The following is a 16,812-nucleotide window of genomic DNA, read 5'->3' as shown; positions in this document are numbered from 1 at the left end:
GGCGCGGCGTTTTCTATTGCTTCAGATCCGGGTTCAGCCGGCAGCTTGCACTTGCCGCACGGTCTCGCCGTAGCCGCCCGCCATCACGTAATCCAGCTCCGGTGCGGTGCTGGCGCGGTGCAGCGCCTCGTTGCGGTAGGGGAAGCGGCCGAACTGGCGGATCACCTCGCGGTGGGCCCGGGCATGCAGCAGGTTGCTGGTGCCGGTGCGGGGCATCCGCTCCAGCATCAGCCGGATGCAGCGTTCCTGGTCGCACAGGTTTTCGGAATGCATCAGGGGCAGATAGAAGAACTGGCGCGCCGGCTCGTCGATCTTCTTGTCCCACTTCTTGTTGATCGCCACCTTGGCCGCCGACAGCGCCGCCCGGTCAGAGGCAAACGCCTTGCCTTCGCCGCGGAACATGTTGCGGGGAAACTGGTCCATCAGGAGGATGTAGGCCAGGGTACCGCTGGGGTAGGTCAGCCAGAAGGAAAACCTGCCCTCGCAGGCCTCCTCCCAGGTCTTTTGAAACGTCGTGCGGATCTCCTGATCCAGCGCGTCATCCTGCAGATACCATCCCTTTTCCCCAACCTTATCGAGCCAGAATGCAAGTATCTCTTCGGGACCAGTCATCGGTCGTAACTCCAAGTTTTTCCTGACCCTAACTTCAGGCCATTTTACATTACCATTACAAGTAACCTTGGGTCACAAATTGCGACAGGCAAGACCTCTGTGTGAAATAATCCTCACAATTCCGGCTGGTTAGCGCAATCAATTCTCCTCGCCGGCGGTTTCCTGCTCTTCCAGCTCGATCTCAATCGCGTACTCCTGGGCAAACTCAACCGCCACAGGCGTCGAGCTGGGATACATCGCGGCAAAGCTCCCGGTCTCGTCAACCGGCGTCGCAGCGCGTTGGGTCATTCGGTAAGCCGCATAGACGGCCATCAAGAACATCAGCGCCGCAATCAGCGCAAAGAAGCCAGCCGGGCCAAACACCGCGTCGCTCATCAGCCAGCCGGTGATCATCGGGCCGGCAATGGCGCCCAGCCCGTTGATGAACACCAGCCCGCCTGATGCCGCCGCCATGTCCTCATGCTCAAGGTAGTCGTTGGTATAGGCGATCAGCAGCGAATACAGCGGATTCGACAGGCCGCCGATGATAAAGGCCGCAACCAGCAGCATCTTAAAGTCCATGCCGTAGAAAAAGCCCAGCACCGCGCCGCAGCCGCCTGCAGCCGCCACCACCATGATCAGCAGCCGCCGGTCCATCCGGTCCGAGACCCAGCCCAGCGGATACTGCAGGATGGTGGCGCCGATATAGAAGGTCGCGATAAACAGCGACAGATTGCCCAGGCTCAGCCCCGCTGCGGCGCCGTAAACCGCGCTCATCCCGAACTGGGCGGAAAACACGCCGCCCAAAATGAACATGCCAACACAGCCCAGCGGCGAAATCCGCATGATCTCGCGCAGGGTCATCGGCTTGGTGGTGTCAAACGCCGGGGTCGGCGAGATCGACAGCAAAATGGGCGCAAAGGAGATCGAAACCAGGATCGAGGCGATGATGAACGCCTCGTAACCGGCTGGATCGCCGACCTGAATCAGCCCCTGCGCAGCGATGATACCGACCATCTGCACAATCATGTAAAGCGACAGCGCCTTGCCCCGGTTGGAATTGTCGGCAGAGTTGTTCAGCCAGCTTTCCGCCGTCACATACACGCCGGAAAAGCAAAACCCGATGATCACGCGCCCCAGTCCCCAGGCCACGGTATTCGGCAGCACCGGATACAGGATCATCACCGCCGAAATGAATGAGGCCAAGGCCGCAAACACCCGCACATGGCCAACCCGGCGGATCATCTCCGGCGCCAGCCGCGAGCCGCCCAGGAAGCCGACGAAATAGGCCGCCATCACAATCGACATCTGGAAGGTGGAAAACCCTTCCAGCTCGCCCCGCACACCCAGCATGGTGCCCTGCAAGCCGTTGCCGACCATCAGCAGCATCATACCCAAGAGCAGCGCCCATGCGCTCGACAGCACCTGCAGCATTTTATGCCTCCTTTGAAAGCAAAGCAGCCCTCCACAAGGGACGGGCTGCCATCACATTTGAATGTTATGTACGGGCGATCAAGGCTCGCGTGGCCGGTATCGCTGATTCAGATTTCAATTTCATGACCCGGATTGCGCTATACGGGGTCATGGTTGCGGCGCTTGTCTATGGATTCGCGCCGCTTTTCTAAGGTGTATCCGCCTTAGCCGGGATCAAAAGCGACGCGTCGCCATAAGAAAAGAACCGGTAGCGGTTGCCGACAGCATGTTCATAGATCCGGCGGATCTCTTCCTGCCCCATCAGCGCTGACACCAGCATCAGCAGGGTCGATTTCGGCAGGTGGAAATTGGTCATCAGCGCATCCGCCACCTGGAAATCAAATCCGGGGTAGATAAAGATATCCGTATCGCCTTCCCAAGCGTGGATCTGCCCGTCTTTGGCGGCACTTTCGATCAGCCGCAGCGCGGTGGTGCCAACCGGGATCACCCGCATTCCTGCGGTCTTGGTCGCAGCGATCTCTGCCGCAGCCTGCTCACTGACCTTGCCCCATTCCGCGTGCATCCGGTGGGTGGTCACATCCTCGACCTTGACCGGCAGGAAGGTGCCCGCGCCCACGTGCAGGGTGACATAGGATAGGTCCACCCCGCGCGCGGTCAGCGCATCCAGCAGCGCTGCGTCGAAATGCAAAGAGGCGGTCGGCGCCGCCACCGCACCGGTATTGCGGGCCCAGACGGTCTGGTAATCTGTCTTGTCCTGCTCATCCGCGGCGCGTTTGGCGGCGATATAGGGCGGCAGCGGCATCGCGCCGGCCTCAGCCAGCGCTGTGTCGAAATCCGTACCGCTCAGATTGAAACGGAGATGCCCCTGGCCTTCGGAAATCCCTTCCAGCGTTGCGCTCAGATCGTCCGAGAAAACAATCACCTCACCCGGCTTGATCTTTTTCAGCGGTTTCAGCAGCGCCGCCCAGGTGCCATCGGCGCGCGGCTCCAGCAGGGTCGCCTCGATTTTGGCCGCCACGGCGCCTTGCGCGCTGTCACGGTGGCGCAGCCCGCTCAGCCGGGCCGGGATCACCTTGGTGTCGTTCAGCACCAGCCGGTCGCCGGATTGCAGCCATTGCACCAGATCGGTCACCCGGCCATCATGCAGTTCCCCGCCAGCAGCCACCAGCAGCCGCGCCGCGCTGCGCGGATTGGCAGGCCGGGTGGCAATCAGATCGTCGGGCAGGTCGAAGTCGAAATCGCTGAGTTTCATGTCGCGCGCTATAGGCTGTGCTGCAGGGGAAATCTACGGTGTTTTTCGCCGTTTGTCAGGGTCACTTGTCAGCGCCCCGCGGTGTCCGGAACTGCCTGCGCTCTTCTTGCGCTTCTTCTTCTTCCGCCGTAAAGGCGCGCTGCTGGCCTGGAACCTTTGGCGCCGGGCCGCGGAAAATCTCGCGCAGAAAACCCGGCGCCAGCCCCGCCAGCGGGTTGACCGAGACCGCAGGATCATCCGCCGTGCCGCGCAGGGTGAAGGTAAAACCTATCAGCCCCTCGCCGTCGCGCGGTGCCAGAATTCTGCCGATTGCGTTGACCAGGTAAATCGGTGAAATCACGCCACGCATGTTCAGCCGGCTGTTTTCCAGGTCAAAATTGCCGTCCAGTGACAGCCCCATCGACGGGCCGACCGCGCTGCTTTGATGCAGGATCAGATGCGAGGCGCCCAGCCGGAACCGTCCGTTCATGCTGGTGAACAGGATGCCCTGGCCGGTCATCTCATCCAGCAGCCCGATCAGGCTGATCGCGTTCAGGATCGCCGCCATTGACGGCGCGTTACGGATCCGGATGTTTCGCACATTGACCTTGCCGTCATATTCGCCCGGCTTGTCTGCCGGGATCAGGGTCATCTCAAAACTGCCGCCGCGGCCATGCTCGAACATGCCTGCCGAGCGGAACACGCCCCCTGCATCATTGGCCCGGATCCGCGCCGCGGTGCCGCCGTTCTGCGGCACCACGGTGCCCGCCACCGGGGTCTGGCCGTTCAGGCGGGCGGTGAATTCGCCGTTCATGCCGCCTTGGGTGGAAAACCGGCCCTGAAAATTCTGCAGTCCGATACTGTCGGTCACCTGCAGGTTCTGCAGCCGCAGGGTTACCGGGCTCGACCCGCCGCTGCTGCTGCCGCCACCGCTGGCTGAGGTTGCCGAAAACGGCGAACGGTTCAGATCCAGCCGGCCGCCGGTCACCTCGATTGCGGGCGGTGCTGCGCCGCGCCCGCGGAACGTGACGGAGCCGCGGAACCAATCCCCTGCCCGCGCGGATGAAAACACCGCCTGATCCAGCCCGCCGCCTTTGCGCGTGGCCACACTCCCGGTGGCAGCCAGCCCAGGCGCCTGCAACGTCAGCTGTTCTACCGTGGCGGTCTCACCCAGCAGCGCCGAAACCGACAGATCCCCCTTTGCCGCTTCGCCCTTGCGCCAGCTGATCTCAGGGATCCGCAGACCAAGCCCCGCCAAATCCGACTGCAGTTCCAGACGCGGCGGCGCTCCTGGGGCCAGATCCACGGAATATTGCCCCTGGCCTTTGCCAAAGACTGCCCCGCGCGGCAGGCCAAGATTAAAGGCCTCCACCGCCTGCGGCGACAGTTCAATAGTCCCCTCCACCCGGCTGTCCGGCGGCGCGTCCTTGCCGATCCGCTGCTGCCAGCTGGCCGTCAGCGGCACCCCCGACAGGCTGCCTGCGCCGCTAAGGCGCACTTGGCTCTGATTGCCTTCCACGTCCAGCACCGGGGCCGCCGCGACATGGCCCGGCACCAGTATTCTGCTTTCCACTGCGCGAATCGTACCGCGGTAATGATACAGGATATCCTCTACCGGCACCTGCTTTTGCAGCGGCAGCGCCAGCGTGCCCTCCGCCTCCACCTGCCCTTCGGCAAGATCCACCGGCAGGCCGGCCTTTTCCATCACCTGCAGCGGTTCCCGGTTCAGCAGCGACAGCGCCGCCGTCGCCGTCCCGCGCGCCATGATCCGGGCAATGCCAGGGGTCCCGTCCTTGGCCGACACATCCGGAATGATGAAGGACGTGCCTGCCACCTCAACCGCGCCGCCCTGCTCAGCCGTCACCGTTCCGCCGGAGGCCGTCACCACAAAGCGGTCGCCGTAAAGACTCAGCTGGCCCGCGGCCTTGCGCACCGGCGGCATGAACTTCTGAAACACCACCTCGGCGCCGTCAAAGGCCAGATCCAGGCTGACAAAGGGCTTGCCGCTGCCCCGCCCGCGCATGTGAAACCCGACATTGCGCACGTTCCCGTCCCGCAGGTTTTCCCGCACCCAAAGACGCGGGTTCGGCGCCAGCGGCTCTGGCCACAGTTCCTTGACCCGCTGAACAGAAACCTGGTCAACGCTGCCGTTCAGATCGTAATCCCAGCCCTCAGGCCCGGCGCCGATATCGCCGTCAAAATGAATGCGGCTGTCCCCGTCCCGCACCAGCATCTCGCCCAGGCGCAGCCGGAACGGGGCAAGGCTCAGGTCAAAATCCGCATCAACGACGGGGAATTTGACGGGTGTTTCAAACAGACGGCGCGGGTTCAGTTCCAGATCGGAAAACCGCAGCTGCCCCACCAACCCGGTCAGCTGCCCGTTTTGCACCCCGGCCAGGCTCGCCTGCCCCTGCATCACCCCGGACCCCCAGCCGCTTTGCACGCTGAGCTCCGAGAACTTCAGCACCTGCTCTGCCGGGTAATAGGTGAAATAGCTGCGCGCGCCGGTGATCGGCACCGGCCGGGTCTGGGCGGCCGGCTGGATCACACCTTCGCCGATGCGCAGGCTGGCCTGCACCGGCGCAATCCCGCCGTCGCTGAACACCTCGCCGCGCAATGAACCGGAAATCGGCGCCCGCAGCACTCCCAGCCAGCCAAGCGCCGGGCTTTGCAATGCGATATCCTCGCTGGCGATGTCCGACACCAGAAACCCGAACTCGGCGCCGGGGCTGCCGATCTCAGAGGTGTAACTCGCCTCCACCGTACCCACGCCGCCGCGTCCGCTCAGGACCGAAAACACCGCCGACAGGGACACCGTGCTGCCGTCGCGCTTCAAACCGATCCGCCCGCCGTCCAAGGTCCAGGCCCGGCCCAGCCGGTCGTCGGTGTAGGACAGCGTCAGCGCGCTGGTCTCCATGCCGGCAAGCGCGGCCAGCACCGGTTTTTGCAGCTGGCTGTCCCATTGCTCAATCAGCTCAGCCAGATTGCCCGCCTGCCGCGACGGCAGGCCGCCGCTGGCAAAACTGATCGCAAAAGAACCGTCCTTGTTGCGCCGCAGGGCCGCAAACAAGCCGTTCAGCGAAATCTGCTTGGGCTGCAGCTTGCCGCGCAGCAGCGGCCGCATCGCCAGGCTGGCCTGAGCATCGGCCAGCTGTGCAAACAGGGTGCCATCCGGGTGCCGCAGCACCACATCCTTCAGGCTGACCCGCGGCCGCAAGCCCTTGTTCACGACCACGTGAATAGCGCCGAATTCGATCTGCAGCCCGTTCAGATGCCGCTCAATCCGGGTTTCCACCCGGCTCCGCACCCAATCCGGCGCATCCAGCCGGGTGCCGATCCCGAAATAGACCGCAGCTGCTGCCAGAAAGCTCAGCAGCGCCAGCATCCAGATACACCCGCGCAGCAGCCGCCAGCTCCAGCGGCGGCGTGCAGGCCGTTGCACCGTGCCATGACCTGACACCGCGCCCGGTTCCGCACCTGGCTCCGAACCGCATCCAGGCACGGCTTCAGCACCCGGCCCCGGACCCTTCACGGGCACCGCCTCAGCAGCAGCGCGGTTATTCTCGCCGGCAGGTTTGATCTCAGCTTTCCCTTTGCTGCTCATGGGTTATGTTTGCCGCGCAATGATGTGCGCAAATGACCGGAGACAGGCCAATGCTCGACGTTTCAGATCCCGCCCCTTCCTTTACCCTGCCCCGCGGCGGCGGCGGAGAGGTCGCTTTGTCCAGCCTCCAGGGCGCACCTGTGGTGCTGTTTTTCTATCCCCGCGATAATACCCCCGGCTGCACCAAAGAATCCATCGGCTTTTCAGAGGCTTTGCAGGCATTCGCCGATGCCGGCGCTCACGTTTTCGGGATTTCCAAGGACAGCCTGAAAAAGCATGAGAATTTCACCGCCAAACACGGGCTGACCACGCCGCTTCTGTCGGATGCAGAGGGCACCGTCTGCGAGGATTACGGCGTCTGGAAGGAAAAGAACATGTACGGCAAGAAGCACTGGGGCATTGAACGCTCCACCTTTCTGATTGGCGCCGATGGCCGCATCGCCCGCGTCTGGCGCAAGGTCAAGGTCGACGGTCACGTGGAAGAAGTCCTGGAAGCCGTCCGCGCCCTCTGATCCCGCACCGCCCGTCCGGGCGGTGCACTCCCGCCAGCTCAGCCCGCGCCCTGCCGGGCGCAACCGCCACTGTTGGGTCCGGCGCCGCCCCTTCCGGGCGGCGCGCAGCGCGCATTCCGCGCGCTGCCAGGCCCAAGGCTGCCAGGGGGATCAGCCTGCTGATCACCCGCAGGCGCGGGAGCGCCCCGGTTTCAGCTCTGGACTCCGGCGGCCAAATCAGGTGAACCCGGCGCATCCCGCCGATTGAGGAGACGCCGCATGACCCATCAGCCCCTTTCGCTTGCTGAACGCGCCGCCGAGGTGCTGACCATCGCAGATGGGCGCGCCAAGACCGAGCTGTCCCGCCGCCATGCCGCCGAGTGGTTCGCTTACCGCAAAGGCGATGCGCCGGAGATCGCCATCGGCACCGCCGCGCCGCCGATGCACCCGGCCCGCCCGGAACGGCCAGAGCTGCTGCATCCGCGCGACGTGCCCAAGCGCAAACCGGGATCCGAGGCCGGCCGCATCGCCCTGCTTCACGCGGTGGCCCATATCGAGCTCAATGCCGTTGACCTTCATTGGGACATCATCGCGCGGTTTTCCCATGTGCCGATGCCAATGGGATTCTTTGACGACTGGGTCCAGGCGGCGGATGAGGAATCCAAACATTTCAACCTGATGTGCGACTGTCTTGAAGCGCTGGGCAGCCAGTATGGCGCCCTGCCTGCCCATGCCGGCATGTGGCGCGCCGCCGAGGACACCGCGCAAGACCTGATGGGCCGCCTCGCGGTGGTGCCGATGGTGCTGGAGGCGCGCGGGCTGGACGTCACTCCCGGCATGATCGGGGTCTTCCGCAAGGCCGGCATCACCCAGGCGGTAGACGCTCTGGAAGTGATCTATGCCGAGGAAGTCAGCCATGTCGCCTATGGCTCCAAATGGTTCAATTTCCTCTGCGGACGGGACAATCTGGATCCCAAGGAAGTGTTCCACGCGCTGGTGCGCAAGTATTTCCACGGGGCACTCAAACCGCCGTTCAACGAGGAAAAACGCGCCGATGCCGGCCTGCCGCCGGATTTCTACTGGCCGCTGGCGGATCAGGACCGGGTGCTGCCCGGCAGCTGAACCGGACCTGCTGCCTGCTACCGCCGCTGCACCAAAGGGTCCTGTAACACTCCTCGCAACGAGGCCCGGGCCGGATCACCAATCAGTGAGATCGCGCCGCAGCGAATTGACGTTGCGGCCCCCGTCCCGATGCTCAGCTGAAGCAAAGCGCCAGCTTACCCCTGCACAGGAAGACCAACCGCCATGACGTCCGCCGACCGCCGCACCCTTCCCGCCTGCCCCGGGTTCAATGTCCAAACCCTTGGCCTGATGTTCATTTCCGGCTTCTTTGCCACCAACGCTTTTGACCTTTGGGGGCAGGTGATCAGCCCTGGCATGGGATTCGCCAGCCTTTCACCGCACGGGCTGGCCCGCAGCCTTCTGGGCAGCCTGGGCCTGCCAAACGGCGATTTTGCCGGTTATTTTGTTCATTTCTACCTGGTCGGCCTGATCGGCTACCCGGCGGGCTGGCTGTTCCTATTTGCTCCCGTCTGGAACCGGGTGGCAGGCGGCACCCATTGGTTGCTGCCGCCTGCGCTCTATGGCTTTGGCCTTTGGGTATTTGCCATCGGCGGCATCACCGCCATCGCCGGGCTGCCGTTCTTCCTGAACTTCACCGGAATCGCCTGGGTCGCCCTGGCTGGCCACGTGCTTTACGGGATTGTCCTAGTGGCTATCCTGCGCCTGATCGGCCGCTCCCCGGATTGAGGTCCGGATAGAACCCGGCAACTTAGCCGGGTTCTCCCGACGCAAGCCCCGGTTTCTTCGGCAAATTTCCGCCTATCAAGCGGCTCCTCCCGCCGCTTCCCTGCCCAAAGGGTCAACAGGCTTGCCCAATTGCCCCGCCCTGTCTATTCACTTCGCCCAAGGCACCGGCTCCGCCTTGAGGGGTCTGTGCAGAACGGGACAGGGACCAGACTTTGCGCACACGGCTCGCGATCAGAATCCACAGCTTCCTTGAACGCCGCTTCCCCGAGCGGCGGGTTTTCCTGAAGTCCGACAACGATACACGCTTCATCCGGCTGCGCTCGGAAACCCAGCTGGCAGCCGTCGCTGGCGTTACCCTGTTTACCGCCTGGACCATTGTCGCCACCGCGATTGTGCTGATGGACAGTATCGGGTCAGGCAATTTCCGCGAATTGGCCAAACGCGATCAGCAGACCTACCGCGAGCGGCTTAACGCTATCTCCGATGAACGCGACATCCGCGCCGTTGAGGCCTTGGCGGCGCAGGACCGTTTCAATGCCGCGCTGACACAGATTTCTATGATGCAGTCCGAGCTTCTAGCCTCGGAAACCCGCCGCCGCGAGCTGGAAACCGGCATCGAGGTTATCCAGTCCACCCTGCGCGACACTATGCGCCAGCGCGACACCGCCCGCAAATCCCTGGCGCAGCTCAAGGCAGACACCCAGGACGAGAACGCCCCCCACGCCGTCATCGCCAGCGCTTCGGCGCAGATGGACCTGCTGGCCGGAGTGCTGTCGGACACCGCAGCCGAGCGCGACCGGATCATGGCCGATGCCCGCGACGCCATCGGCCAGCGCGACGAGCTGGAACTGGAACTGCAGCTGATGGACGAGCGCAACAGCCAGATTTTCCGCCAGCTGGAAGAAGCGGTGGCGGTCTCTGTCACCCCGCTCGACAAGATGTTCCGCAACGCCGGCATGCCGCCTGAGCGCATTCTGGAACAGGTCCGCCGCGGCTATAACGGCCAGGGCGGGCCGCTTGCCCCTTTGGCAATGTCGACCCGCGGTGAAGAACCCACAGCCGAGGCGCTGCGGGCCAACAGCATCCTGGCCAAGCTGGATCAGCTGAACCTTTACCGCCTGGCCGCCCAGCAGGCGCCTTTTGCCACGCCGGTGAACCTGGGCCAAGTGCGCCAGACCTCCGGCTACGGCTACCGGCGCGACCCCAAGACCGGCGGCCGCCGCCTGCATAAAGGGTCGGATTTTGCCGGCAGCACCGGCACCGATATCTTTGCCACTGCCGACGGCGTCGTCACCCATGCCGGCTGGCAGTCGGGCTACGGCAGGATGGTCACCATCCGCCACGCCTTCGGTATCGAAACCAGATACGCCCATAACTCGAAACTCCGCGTGACAAAGGGCCAAAGGGTCTCGCGCGGGGATCACATTGCTGATATGGGTAACACCGGACGGTCCACCGGGACCCACCTCCATTACGAGGTCAGGGTCAACGGGCAACCTGTAAACCCCATGATCTACATCAAGGCTGCGAGAAATGTTTTCTAAGAGCAAAATCAACGAGCCCGGGCCGAAACAGGCCGAAGCGACCCCGGCACCCACTGCGGCGCCGGCGGCTCCGGTCAGCGACTACAGGTCCAGCGCCCCCAAGGCCAAGCCCGCCGCGTCGCTGCTCAGCTCGGACCTGCACATCACCGGCAACGTCAAGACCACCGGCGACATCCAGGTCGAAGGCACGGTTGAAGGTGACATCCGCGCGCATCTGCTGACGGTAGGCGAAACCGCAACCATCAAGGGCGAAGTCACCGCCGATGACGTGGTCATCAACGGCCGCATCGTTGGCCGCGTGCGCGGCCTGAAGGTGCGCCTGACCGCCACCGCCCGCGTCGAAGGCGATATCATCCACAAGACCATCGCCATTGAAAGCGGCGCCCACTTCGAAGGCTCCGTGCAGCGCCAGGACGATCCGCTGAACCCGGGCGGCCGCAAATCCGCCCCGGCGGCCGCCCCGGCAGCCGCGCCTGCCCCGGCCCCGTCCGCAGCGGTAAAAGCTGCCACCGCCGCGCATAAAGCCGAGGGCTGATCCGCCGTTACTGCCGGATCCGGCATGACCATTTCAAAAGCCGCAGGCCAACGCCTGCGGCTTTTTTGTACCGGGGCAGCTCTGCATTCTGCCAGTCCCGCAACGGTATCTTGTATTCCTTACCTTGCAGCCACGAGTTGAGATCGGTAGTTAACACGGAAAATACAGGGCTGCGGCCCGGCACGCGGCACAACGAGAAGGGTACTTAAAGGAAATGGCGACAGTAAACTTGAATGATCCGAGCGGAACATGGTCGCTCAATGACCTGAATTCTCCGGATTTTGCCAACGCAAGCATTACAACGCAAACTTCCAGCCTGATTGTCTTTACCGGCACCAACGGGGCTGGCTTCAGCCTGACCGGGGATTTTTCCTCCGCGTCCCCCTATTCCTGGACGCTTAAATCTCTCAGCATCACATCCTACGGAACTCCAGTTCTTTCGTTCTCCGGCTTTTCGATGAACTTCTACACGTTCGCATCTTCCAGCGGCGCACGTCTGGAAGCATCCATTCTGGCCGGCAGCGATACAATCACCTCCAACATGGCCGAGGGACAGCGCTGGCTCGCCCATGGCGGCAATGATACAATCAAGCTTGGAACCGGCGACGACACGCTGTACGGTGGCAGCGGCACGGATCGCCTGATCATTGCCGACACGTTCGGCAATGCGTCTTTCTCCTCAAATTTCAGCACGGTCACAATCGACTCGGGCGATGGCCGCGATATTGTGTCCTCGATCGAACAGCTGGAGTTTTCCAACCGGACCTTTGCCCTGACAGCCGGCAGCTACAGCGGCAATTCCCTGACCGGAGACAAATCCGCCGGGCTTTCCAGCGACCTGATCTTGGGCGGTGCCGGCAATGACACCTTATCCGGTCTGTCCGGCAGCGACTTGTTGCTGGGCGAAGATGGCAATGACCGCCTGCTGGGTGGCGCCGGCCGCGATACGCTCAACGGCGGCGATGGCGATGACGACCTTTGGGGCGGCAGCGGGCGCGACCTGCTGATTGGCGGCATGGGCGATGATCTGCTGATTGGCGGCAAACACGGCGACAGGCTATTGGGCGGCGGCGGCGGCGATGAGCTGAAGGGCGGCCATGGCAAGGACGTTCTGATCGGCAATTCGGGCAACGACCTGCTGGTCGGCGGCGGCGGCAGCGATACACTGAAGGGCGAGTCCGGGCGCGACATGCTGCTGGGCCACAAGGGCAACGACGTGCTGACCGGCGGCAGCCAGGCGGATACCTTCGTCTTCCACAAAGGCCACGGTAACGACACTATCACCGATTTCACCGCCGGTGAGGACCATATTGCCATCGGCCGCGGCGCGAGCCGGCTGAGCCAGCTGGATTTTGACAGCCAAGGCGACGATGTCCTGGTCTCCTTTGCCAATGTCACCATTCTGGTGGAAGACATCACCGTGGCGCAGCTGCAGGACGCGGACAACTTCCTGTTCTGACCATCACGGTCATTGACCTGCTCAAGGCGCGCCCCGGCGGCGCGCCATTTGTCATTTCAGCATCCAGCGCCCGTCCGGCCAGAAGGCGTGAAAGGCAAAGGCAAACATCACATCATGCGCCACGTCAAATCCGCTTGCGTCACGCACCCTGACTGATCCGATGTCCCGCCCCTTGGCCAGCGTGCCCGCATCCAGCGCCGAGGCCTGCCCGGCCCGCCAGCTGAGCACCACGCCTGCCTCACGGATCTCGCCCGTCTTTGCCAGCCGCGCCAGCGGCCAGGCCCGGCTGCCGACCCTCACCACCCGGTCCAGCGGCGCCAGCCCATGCGGCGGCGGGGTGCCGTCATACAGAAACGGCCAGTCCGACGTGTCATACCCCCGGTAAGGGTTTTGCCCGTAGCGCCGGTTATAGCCAGGCTGCGCCATCACCAGACCATCAGGGTTGCGCGCTTTGAACTCTTGCCAGCTTTCGACCCAGCTGGGCAGGCTGGCCAGCCGCTGGCCGCTCATCTCGCCGGCAATGCCGGTGCCGATCGCCTGCTGCCACCAGCTTTGGGTTTCGCGGTCATACATCACCATATCGGAATAGCGCAGCTTGCCGGTGACCCCGAACCGCAGCACCCCCACCCGGGTGCGCCGGTCGAATGTCATCGCGGAATTGCACAAAGGGCAATAGGTCACCGCCACCGGCACCCCTGCCACCACATCATTCACGATCTCATGCCAGGTGAGATAGCGCAGCGGATAGGCACGGGCCGGCGCGCCCTCTATCTCCAGTGCGATCACCGGCTCTCGCGGCATCAGCCGCCGGTCCTTGGCCGCCGCCGTGAACTGCGGCGCATCCAGCGCCGGAATGCCGTCTTTGGGCACCCCGCCGGAGCGGATCTGACCCCAATCCCCGACACTCGTCCGGCTGAAATCGGTTTTCGGCCATTCCCGTTTCCACTCTGCGGGACTGGCCTGCGCCATCCAGGGCAAAAACACAGCCGCACTCATTAACAAACGTCTCAGCATCACACGCTCCCCGCTGAACCCCCAGTATTCGGGACAAGCCGGGACTGAACAGTGGGAAACACAGGCTTGTGACATCATGTCAGAGGTCTTGCACAGCGCAGGGCTGCAACGGCAAAGGCCCGCCCCCGGATACCGGGAACGGGCCTTGGATTTTCCGGAAAACCGGAGGTGCTTACTCGGTGACGGTCACTTTGGTCATGGCGTCGGGCTGGCCGATCACCGCGCCGTTTCCGCCTGTGCCCAGCTTGATCGCGTCAACCACATCCATGCCGCCGGTCACCTTGCCGACAACCGTGTACTGGCCGTTCAGGAAGTGGCCCGCATCAAACATGATGAAGAACTGCGAATTGGCGCTGTTAGGGCTTTGCGAACGGGCCATGCCAACCACACCGCGGTCAAACGGCAGGTCCGAGAACTCGGCCGGCAGATCGGGACGGCTGGAGCCGCCGCGCCCGGCAGCACTCATGTCGCCGCCGGCCTTGCCGAACTCAACATCGCCGGTCTGCGCCATGAAGCCCTCGATCACCCGGTGGAACACCACCCCGTCATACTGGCCCTCAGTGGCCAGTGCGGTGATCTGCGCCACATGGGCGGGGGCCACATCCTCGAACAGGTCGATCTTGATGGTGCCGTTGGCTTCGCCTTCGACCTGAACCTCCAGGCCGGTGGCAAAGGCAGGCCCTGCCGCCAGCAGGGCCACCAGGGACAGGCTTTTAAGCATCCGCAGCAACCTTGACCGAGATCATCCGGTCCGGGTTTGCCGGCGGCTCGCCTTTGGTGATCGCGTCCACATGCTCCATGCCCTCGATGACACGGCCGTAAACGGTGTACTGGCCGTTCAGGAAGTGGTTGTCCTTGAAGTTGATGAAGAACTGCGAGTTTGCCGAATCCGGGTTCGCCGAGCGCGCAGCACCCAGGGTTCCGCGGTCATGCGGCAGCTTGGAAAACTCAGCCGGCAGGTTCGGCAGGTCGGAACCGCCGGTGCCCGCCATGCGGATGTTGAAACCGTCTTCCATGTCGCCATTGGCCACGTCGCCGGTCTGCGCCATGAAGCCGTCGATCACCCGGTGGAAACAGACGTTGTCATATTCGCCGGCACGGGCCAGTTCCTTCATCCGCTCGGCGTGTTTCGGCGCCACGTCGGGCAGCAGCTCAATCACGACGTTGCCGTCTTTCAGTTCAACAATAACGGTGTTTTCGGGATCTTTAATCTCGGCCATCTGGCTCTCCTGTCGTCGAAATTTGCACAGATACCTAAGGCCCGCGCCCGGAAATGCCAAGGGAGCATTGACTGATGCGCAAAAACCCCCGAAACAGCCCGCGGATTTACCTGCATTTTCACCATAAGGGGTCTCGCTGATGGGCTGGAAAACACTCGACGACATGGATCTGAACGGCAAGCGCGTGCTGGTGCGCGTGGATATCAACGTGCCGATCGTCGACGGGGTTGTCACCGACTCCACCCGCATCCGCCGCATTGCCCCTTCTGTGCGCGATATTCTGGCTGCGGGCGGCAAGCCGATCCTCTTGGCCCACTTCGGCCGTCCCGGCGGCGAGCGCCGCGAAAACCTGTCGCTGAACCAGCTGGTGCCGACGCTGGAGCGCGCCTTTGAAACCCGCGTGTTGTTTGCCGCCGACTGCATCGGTGCCGGGGCCGAGGCCGCCGCGGATGCGCTGCAGCCGGGTGAAGTGCTGCTGCTGGAAAACACCCGCTTCCATGCCGCCGAGACCAAGAACGACCCCGACCTGGCCGCCGGCATGGCGCGCCTGGGCGAGGTCTACTGCAACGACGCCTTCTCAGCCGCCCACCGCGCGCACTCCTCCACCGAGGCCATCGCCCGCCTGTTGCCCGCCTGCGCCGGCCGCCTGATGCAAGCTGAACTGGAAGCGCTGGAAAGCGCCCTGGGCCAGCCGCAGCGCCCGGTGACCGCCGTGGTCGGCGGCGCCAAGGTCTCCACCAAGCTGGAACTCTTGGGCAACCTCATTGAAAAGGTCGACCACCTGGTGATCGGCGGCGGCATGGCCAACACCTTCCTGGTGGCCAAAGGCCTGCCGGTTGGCATCTCGCTGGCTGAGCGCATCATGAAGGACACCGCAGCCGAGATCCTGGCCAAGGCCGAAGCCGCAGGCTGCGAGATCATCCTGCCCTCCGACATCGTGGTCGCCAAGAAGTTCGAATCCAACGCGCCCCATGAAATCCTGCCCGCCGACCAGTGCCCTGAGGACGGCATGATCCTGGACGCAGGCCCCGACAGCGTCGCCCGCATTATCGAGGTGTTTGCAAACAGCAAGACCTTGATCTGGAACGGCCCCCTTGGCGCGTTTGAGCTGGAACCGTTTGACGCCGCCACCAACGCAGCCGCATTGAAAGCCGCGGCCATGACCCGCTCCGGCCAGCTGATTTCGGTTGCGGGCGGCGGCGACACCGTGGCCGCCCTGAACGCCTCCGGCGCTGCGGGTGATTTCACCTACATCTCCACCGCCGGCGGCGCCTTCCTGGAATGGATGGAAGGCAAGGAGCTGCCCGGCGTCGCGGCGCTGGACCAGTAACCGGGAACGCCCGCCCGGTCAGCCGGGCGGGCGCCTTCTGCGGGTTCCGGGTTCAGGAACACTCTTGCGCTGCCGGCCGCCCCGAGAAAAATCACCCTGTGGACAGTTTTAGGATTCACAAGCCGATTCGGTTGTGGCATAACAAGGGCAGACGCCGGGAAACGGCGCAAAAACAAAAACTTGAGCAGTAACATACAGGCACCTCCAAAGTGACCCGAAGCAATCGCCCGTCGCTGGGCGCCATCGCCTTTTTTGCCATCGCCTTCGCGCTCAGCGCGTATTTCACCTTTGCGGCGGTACAGGGCGACTTCGGTCTGTTCAGACGGGTCGAGATCCAAGCCGAAGCAGAAGAACTGCGGCTGGATCTCGACCGTCTCCAGTCCCGGATCGGCGGCATGGAAAACCTGACCCGCCGCCTGTCCGACGACTATCTCGACCTTGATCTCCTGGATGAGCAGGCCCGATCGGTGCTTGGCCTTGTCCGCGCGGACGAGATTGTCATCCGCTAAACGCCCTCCGGTCCGCCCCCGCTTGTGCCGCGCTTGCTGTT

The 16,812-nt window shown here is 63.6% G+C and carries 16 protein-coding genes; 9 read left to right on the top strand and 7 right to left on the bottom strand.

Going from position 1 to position 16,812, the window contains the following annotated elements:
• Window positions 1–33 precede the first annotated feature (33 nt).
• Window positions 34–612 (bottom strand): DUF924 family protein, encoded by a 579-nt coding sequence (locus K3557_RS07995; protein WP_259991994.1) that lies wholly within the window; start codon window positions 610–612, stop codon window positions 34–36.
• A gap of 138 nt (window positions 613–750) precedes the next feature.
• Entirely contained in the window at window positions 751–2,025 is a 1,275-nt protein-coding gene (locus tag K3557_RS07990) for an MFS transporter (RefSeq protein WP_259998963.1), read from the bottom strand.
• On the opposite strand from K3557_RS07990, the gene K3557_RS07985 reads away from it, so the two are divergent.
• Entirely contained in the window at window positions 2,001–2,216 is a 216-nt protein-coding gene (locus K3557_RS07985; protein ID WP_259991990.1) for a hypothetical protein, read from the top strand. The genes K3557_RS07990 and K3557_RS07985 overlap by 25 nt on opposite strands.
• Here the strand turns inward: K3557_RS07985 and queA are convergent.
• Both queA and K3557_RS07975 read right to left on the bottom strand, forming a co-directional pair.
• Window positions 2,213–3,277: a tRNA preQ1(34) S-adenosylmethionine ribosyltransferase-isomerase QueA gene (queA, locus tag K3557_RS07980; RefSeq protein ID WP_259998961.1), complete on the bottom strand. Its 1,065-nt coding sequence runs from the start codon at window positions 3,275–3,277 to the stop codon at window positions 2,213–2,215. The two genes, K3557_RS07985 and queA, sit on opposite strands and share 4 nt — an antisense overlap.
• A 61-nt stretch (window positions 3,278–3,338) precedes the next feature.
• Window positions 3,339–6,860 carry an AsmA-like C-terminal region-containing protein gene (locus K3557_RS07975; RefSeq protein ID WP_259998959.1) on the bottom strand — a complete coding sequence of 1,174 codons (3,522 nt, stop codon included), beginning with the start codon at window positions 6,858–6,860 and terminating at the stop codon, window positions 3,339–3,341.
• 50 nt (window positions 6,861–6,910) lie between these two features.
• Between K3557_RS07975 and K3557_RS07970 the strand changes: the two genes are divergently transcribed.
• The 6 genes from K3557_RS07970 (at window position 6,911) to K3557_RS20465 (ending at window position 12,698) form a co-directional block, all read left to right on the top strand.
• Complete coding sequence (locus tag K3557_RS07970; protein WP_259998957.1) at window positions 6,911–7,372, top strand: peroxiredoxin; 462 nt, start codon at window positions 6,911–6,913, stop codon at window positions 7,370–7,372.
• 258 nt (window positions 7,373–7,630) lie between these two features.
• On the top strand, window positions 7,631–8,473 hold the full coding sequence (locus tag K3557_RS07965) for a ferritin-like domain-containing protein (RefSeq protein ID WP_259998955.1): 843 nt from the start codon (window positions 7,631–7,633) through the stop codon (window positions 8,471–8,473).
• 183 nt (window positions 8,474–8,656) lie between these two features.
• Window positions 8,657–9,160, top strand: a complete 504-nt coding sequence (locus tag K3557_RS07960) for a hypothetical protein (protein WP_259998954.1) — start codon at window positions 8,657–8,659, stop codon at window positions 9,158–9,160.
• Between the two features lie 212 nt (window positions 9,161–9,372).
• Window positions 9,373–10,704: a M23 family metallopeptidase gene (locus tag K3557_RS07955; RefSeq protein WP_259991979.1), complete on the top strand. Its 1,332-nt coding sequence runs from the start codon at window positions 9,373–9,375 to the stop codon at window positions 10,702–10,704.
• A complete protein-coding gene (locus tag K3557_RS07950) occupies window positions 10,694–11,239 on the top strand; it encodes a polymer-forming cytoskeletal protein (protein WP_259991977.1) in 546 nt (181 codons plus the stop codon). The genes K3557_RS07955 and K3557_RS07950 overlap by 11 nt, the downstream gene beginning before the upstream one ends.
• A gap of 214 nt (window positions 11,240–11,453) precedes the next feature.
• The gene (locus tag K3557_RS20465; RefSeq protein WP_311198498.1) at window positions 11,454–12,698 is read left to right on the top strand and encodes a calcium-binding protein; all 1,245 of its coding nucleotides are present in this window, start codon (window positions 11,454–11,456) and stop codon (window positions 12,696–12,698) included.
• 51 nt (window positions 12,699–12,749) lie between these two features.
• On the opposite strand, the gene K3557_RS07930 is transcribed toward K3557_RS20465, so the two are convergent.
• The 3 genes from K3557_RS07930 to K3557_RS07920 form a co-directional block, all read right to left on the bottom strand.
• Complete coding sequence (locus K3557_RS07930) at window positions 12,750–13,712, bottom strand: DUF3179 domain-containing protein (protein WP_259998953.1); 963 nt, start codon at window positions 13,710–13,712, stop codon at window positions 12,750–12,752.
• A 172-nt stretch (window positions 13,713–13,884) separates the two neighbouring features.
• Window positions 13,885–14,433 carry a peptidylprolyl isomerase gene (locus tag K3557_RS07925; RefSeq protein ID WP_259998952.1) on the bottom strand — a complete coding sequence of 183 codons (549 nt, stop codon included), beginning with the start codon at window positions 14,431–14,433 and terminating at the stop codon, window positions 13,885–13,887.
• Window positions 14,426–14,932: a peptidylprolyl isomerase gene (locus K3557_RS07920; protein WP_129370998.1), complete on the bottom strand. Its 507-nt coding sequence runs from the start codon at window positions 14,930–14,932 to the stop codon at window positions 14,426–14,428. The genes K3557_RS07925 and K3557_RS07920 overlap by 8 nt, the downstream gene beginning before the upstream one ends.
• Before the next feature lie 139 nt (window positions 14,933–15,071).
• On the opposite strand from K3557_RS07920, the gene K3557_RS07915 reads away from it, so the two are divergent.
• Window positions 15,072–16,262, top strand: coding sequence for a phosphoglycerate kinase (locus K3557_RS07915; protein ID WP_259998951.1), 1,191 nt, complete (start codon window positions 15,072–15,074; stop codon window positions 16,260–16,262).
• A 209-nt stretch (window positions 16,263–16,471) separates the two neighbouring features.
• Window positions 16,472–16,771: a septum formation initiator family protein gene (locus tag K3557_RS07910; protein WP_129371000.1), complete on the top strand. Its 300-nt coding sequence runs from the start codon at window positions 16,472–16,474 to the stop codon at window positions 16,769–16,771.
• Window positions 16,772–16,812: the final 41 nt, after the last annotated feature.

Origin of the sequence: Leisingera sp. M523, assembly GCF_025141335.1 — a bacterium.
In the GTDB taxonomy this organism is placed as follows: domain Bacteria; phylum Pseudomonadota; class Alphaproteobacteria; order Rhodobacterales; family Rhodobacteraceae; genus Leisingera.
This window is presented reverse-complemented; position numbering and strand designations above follow the sequence as displayed.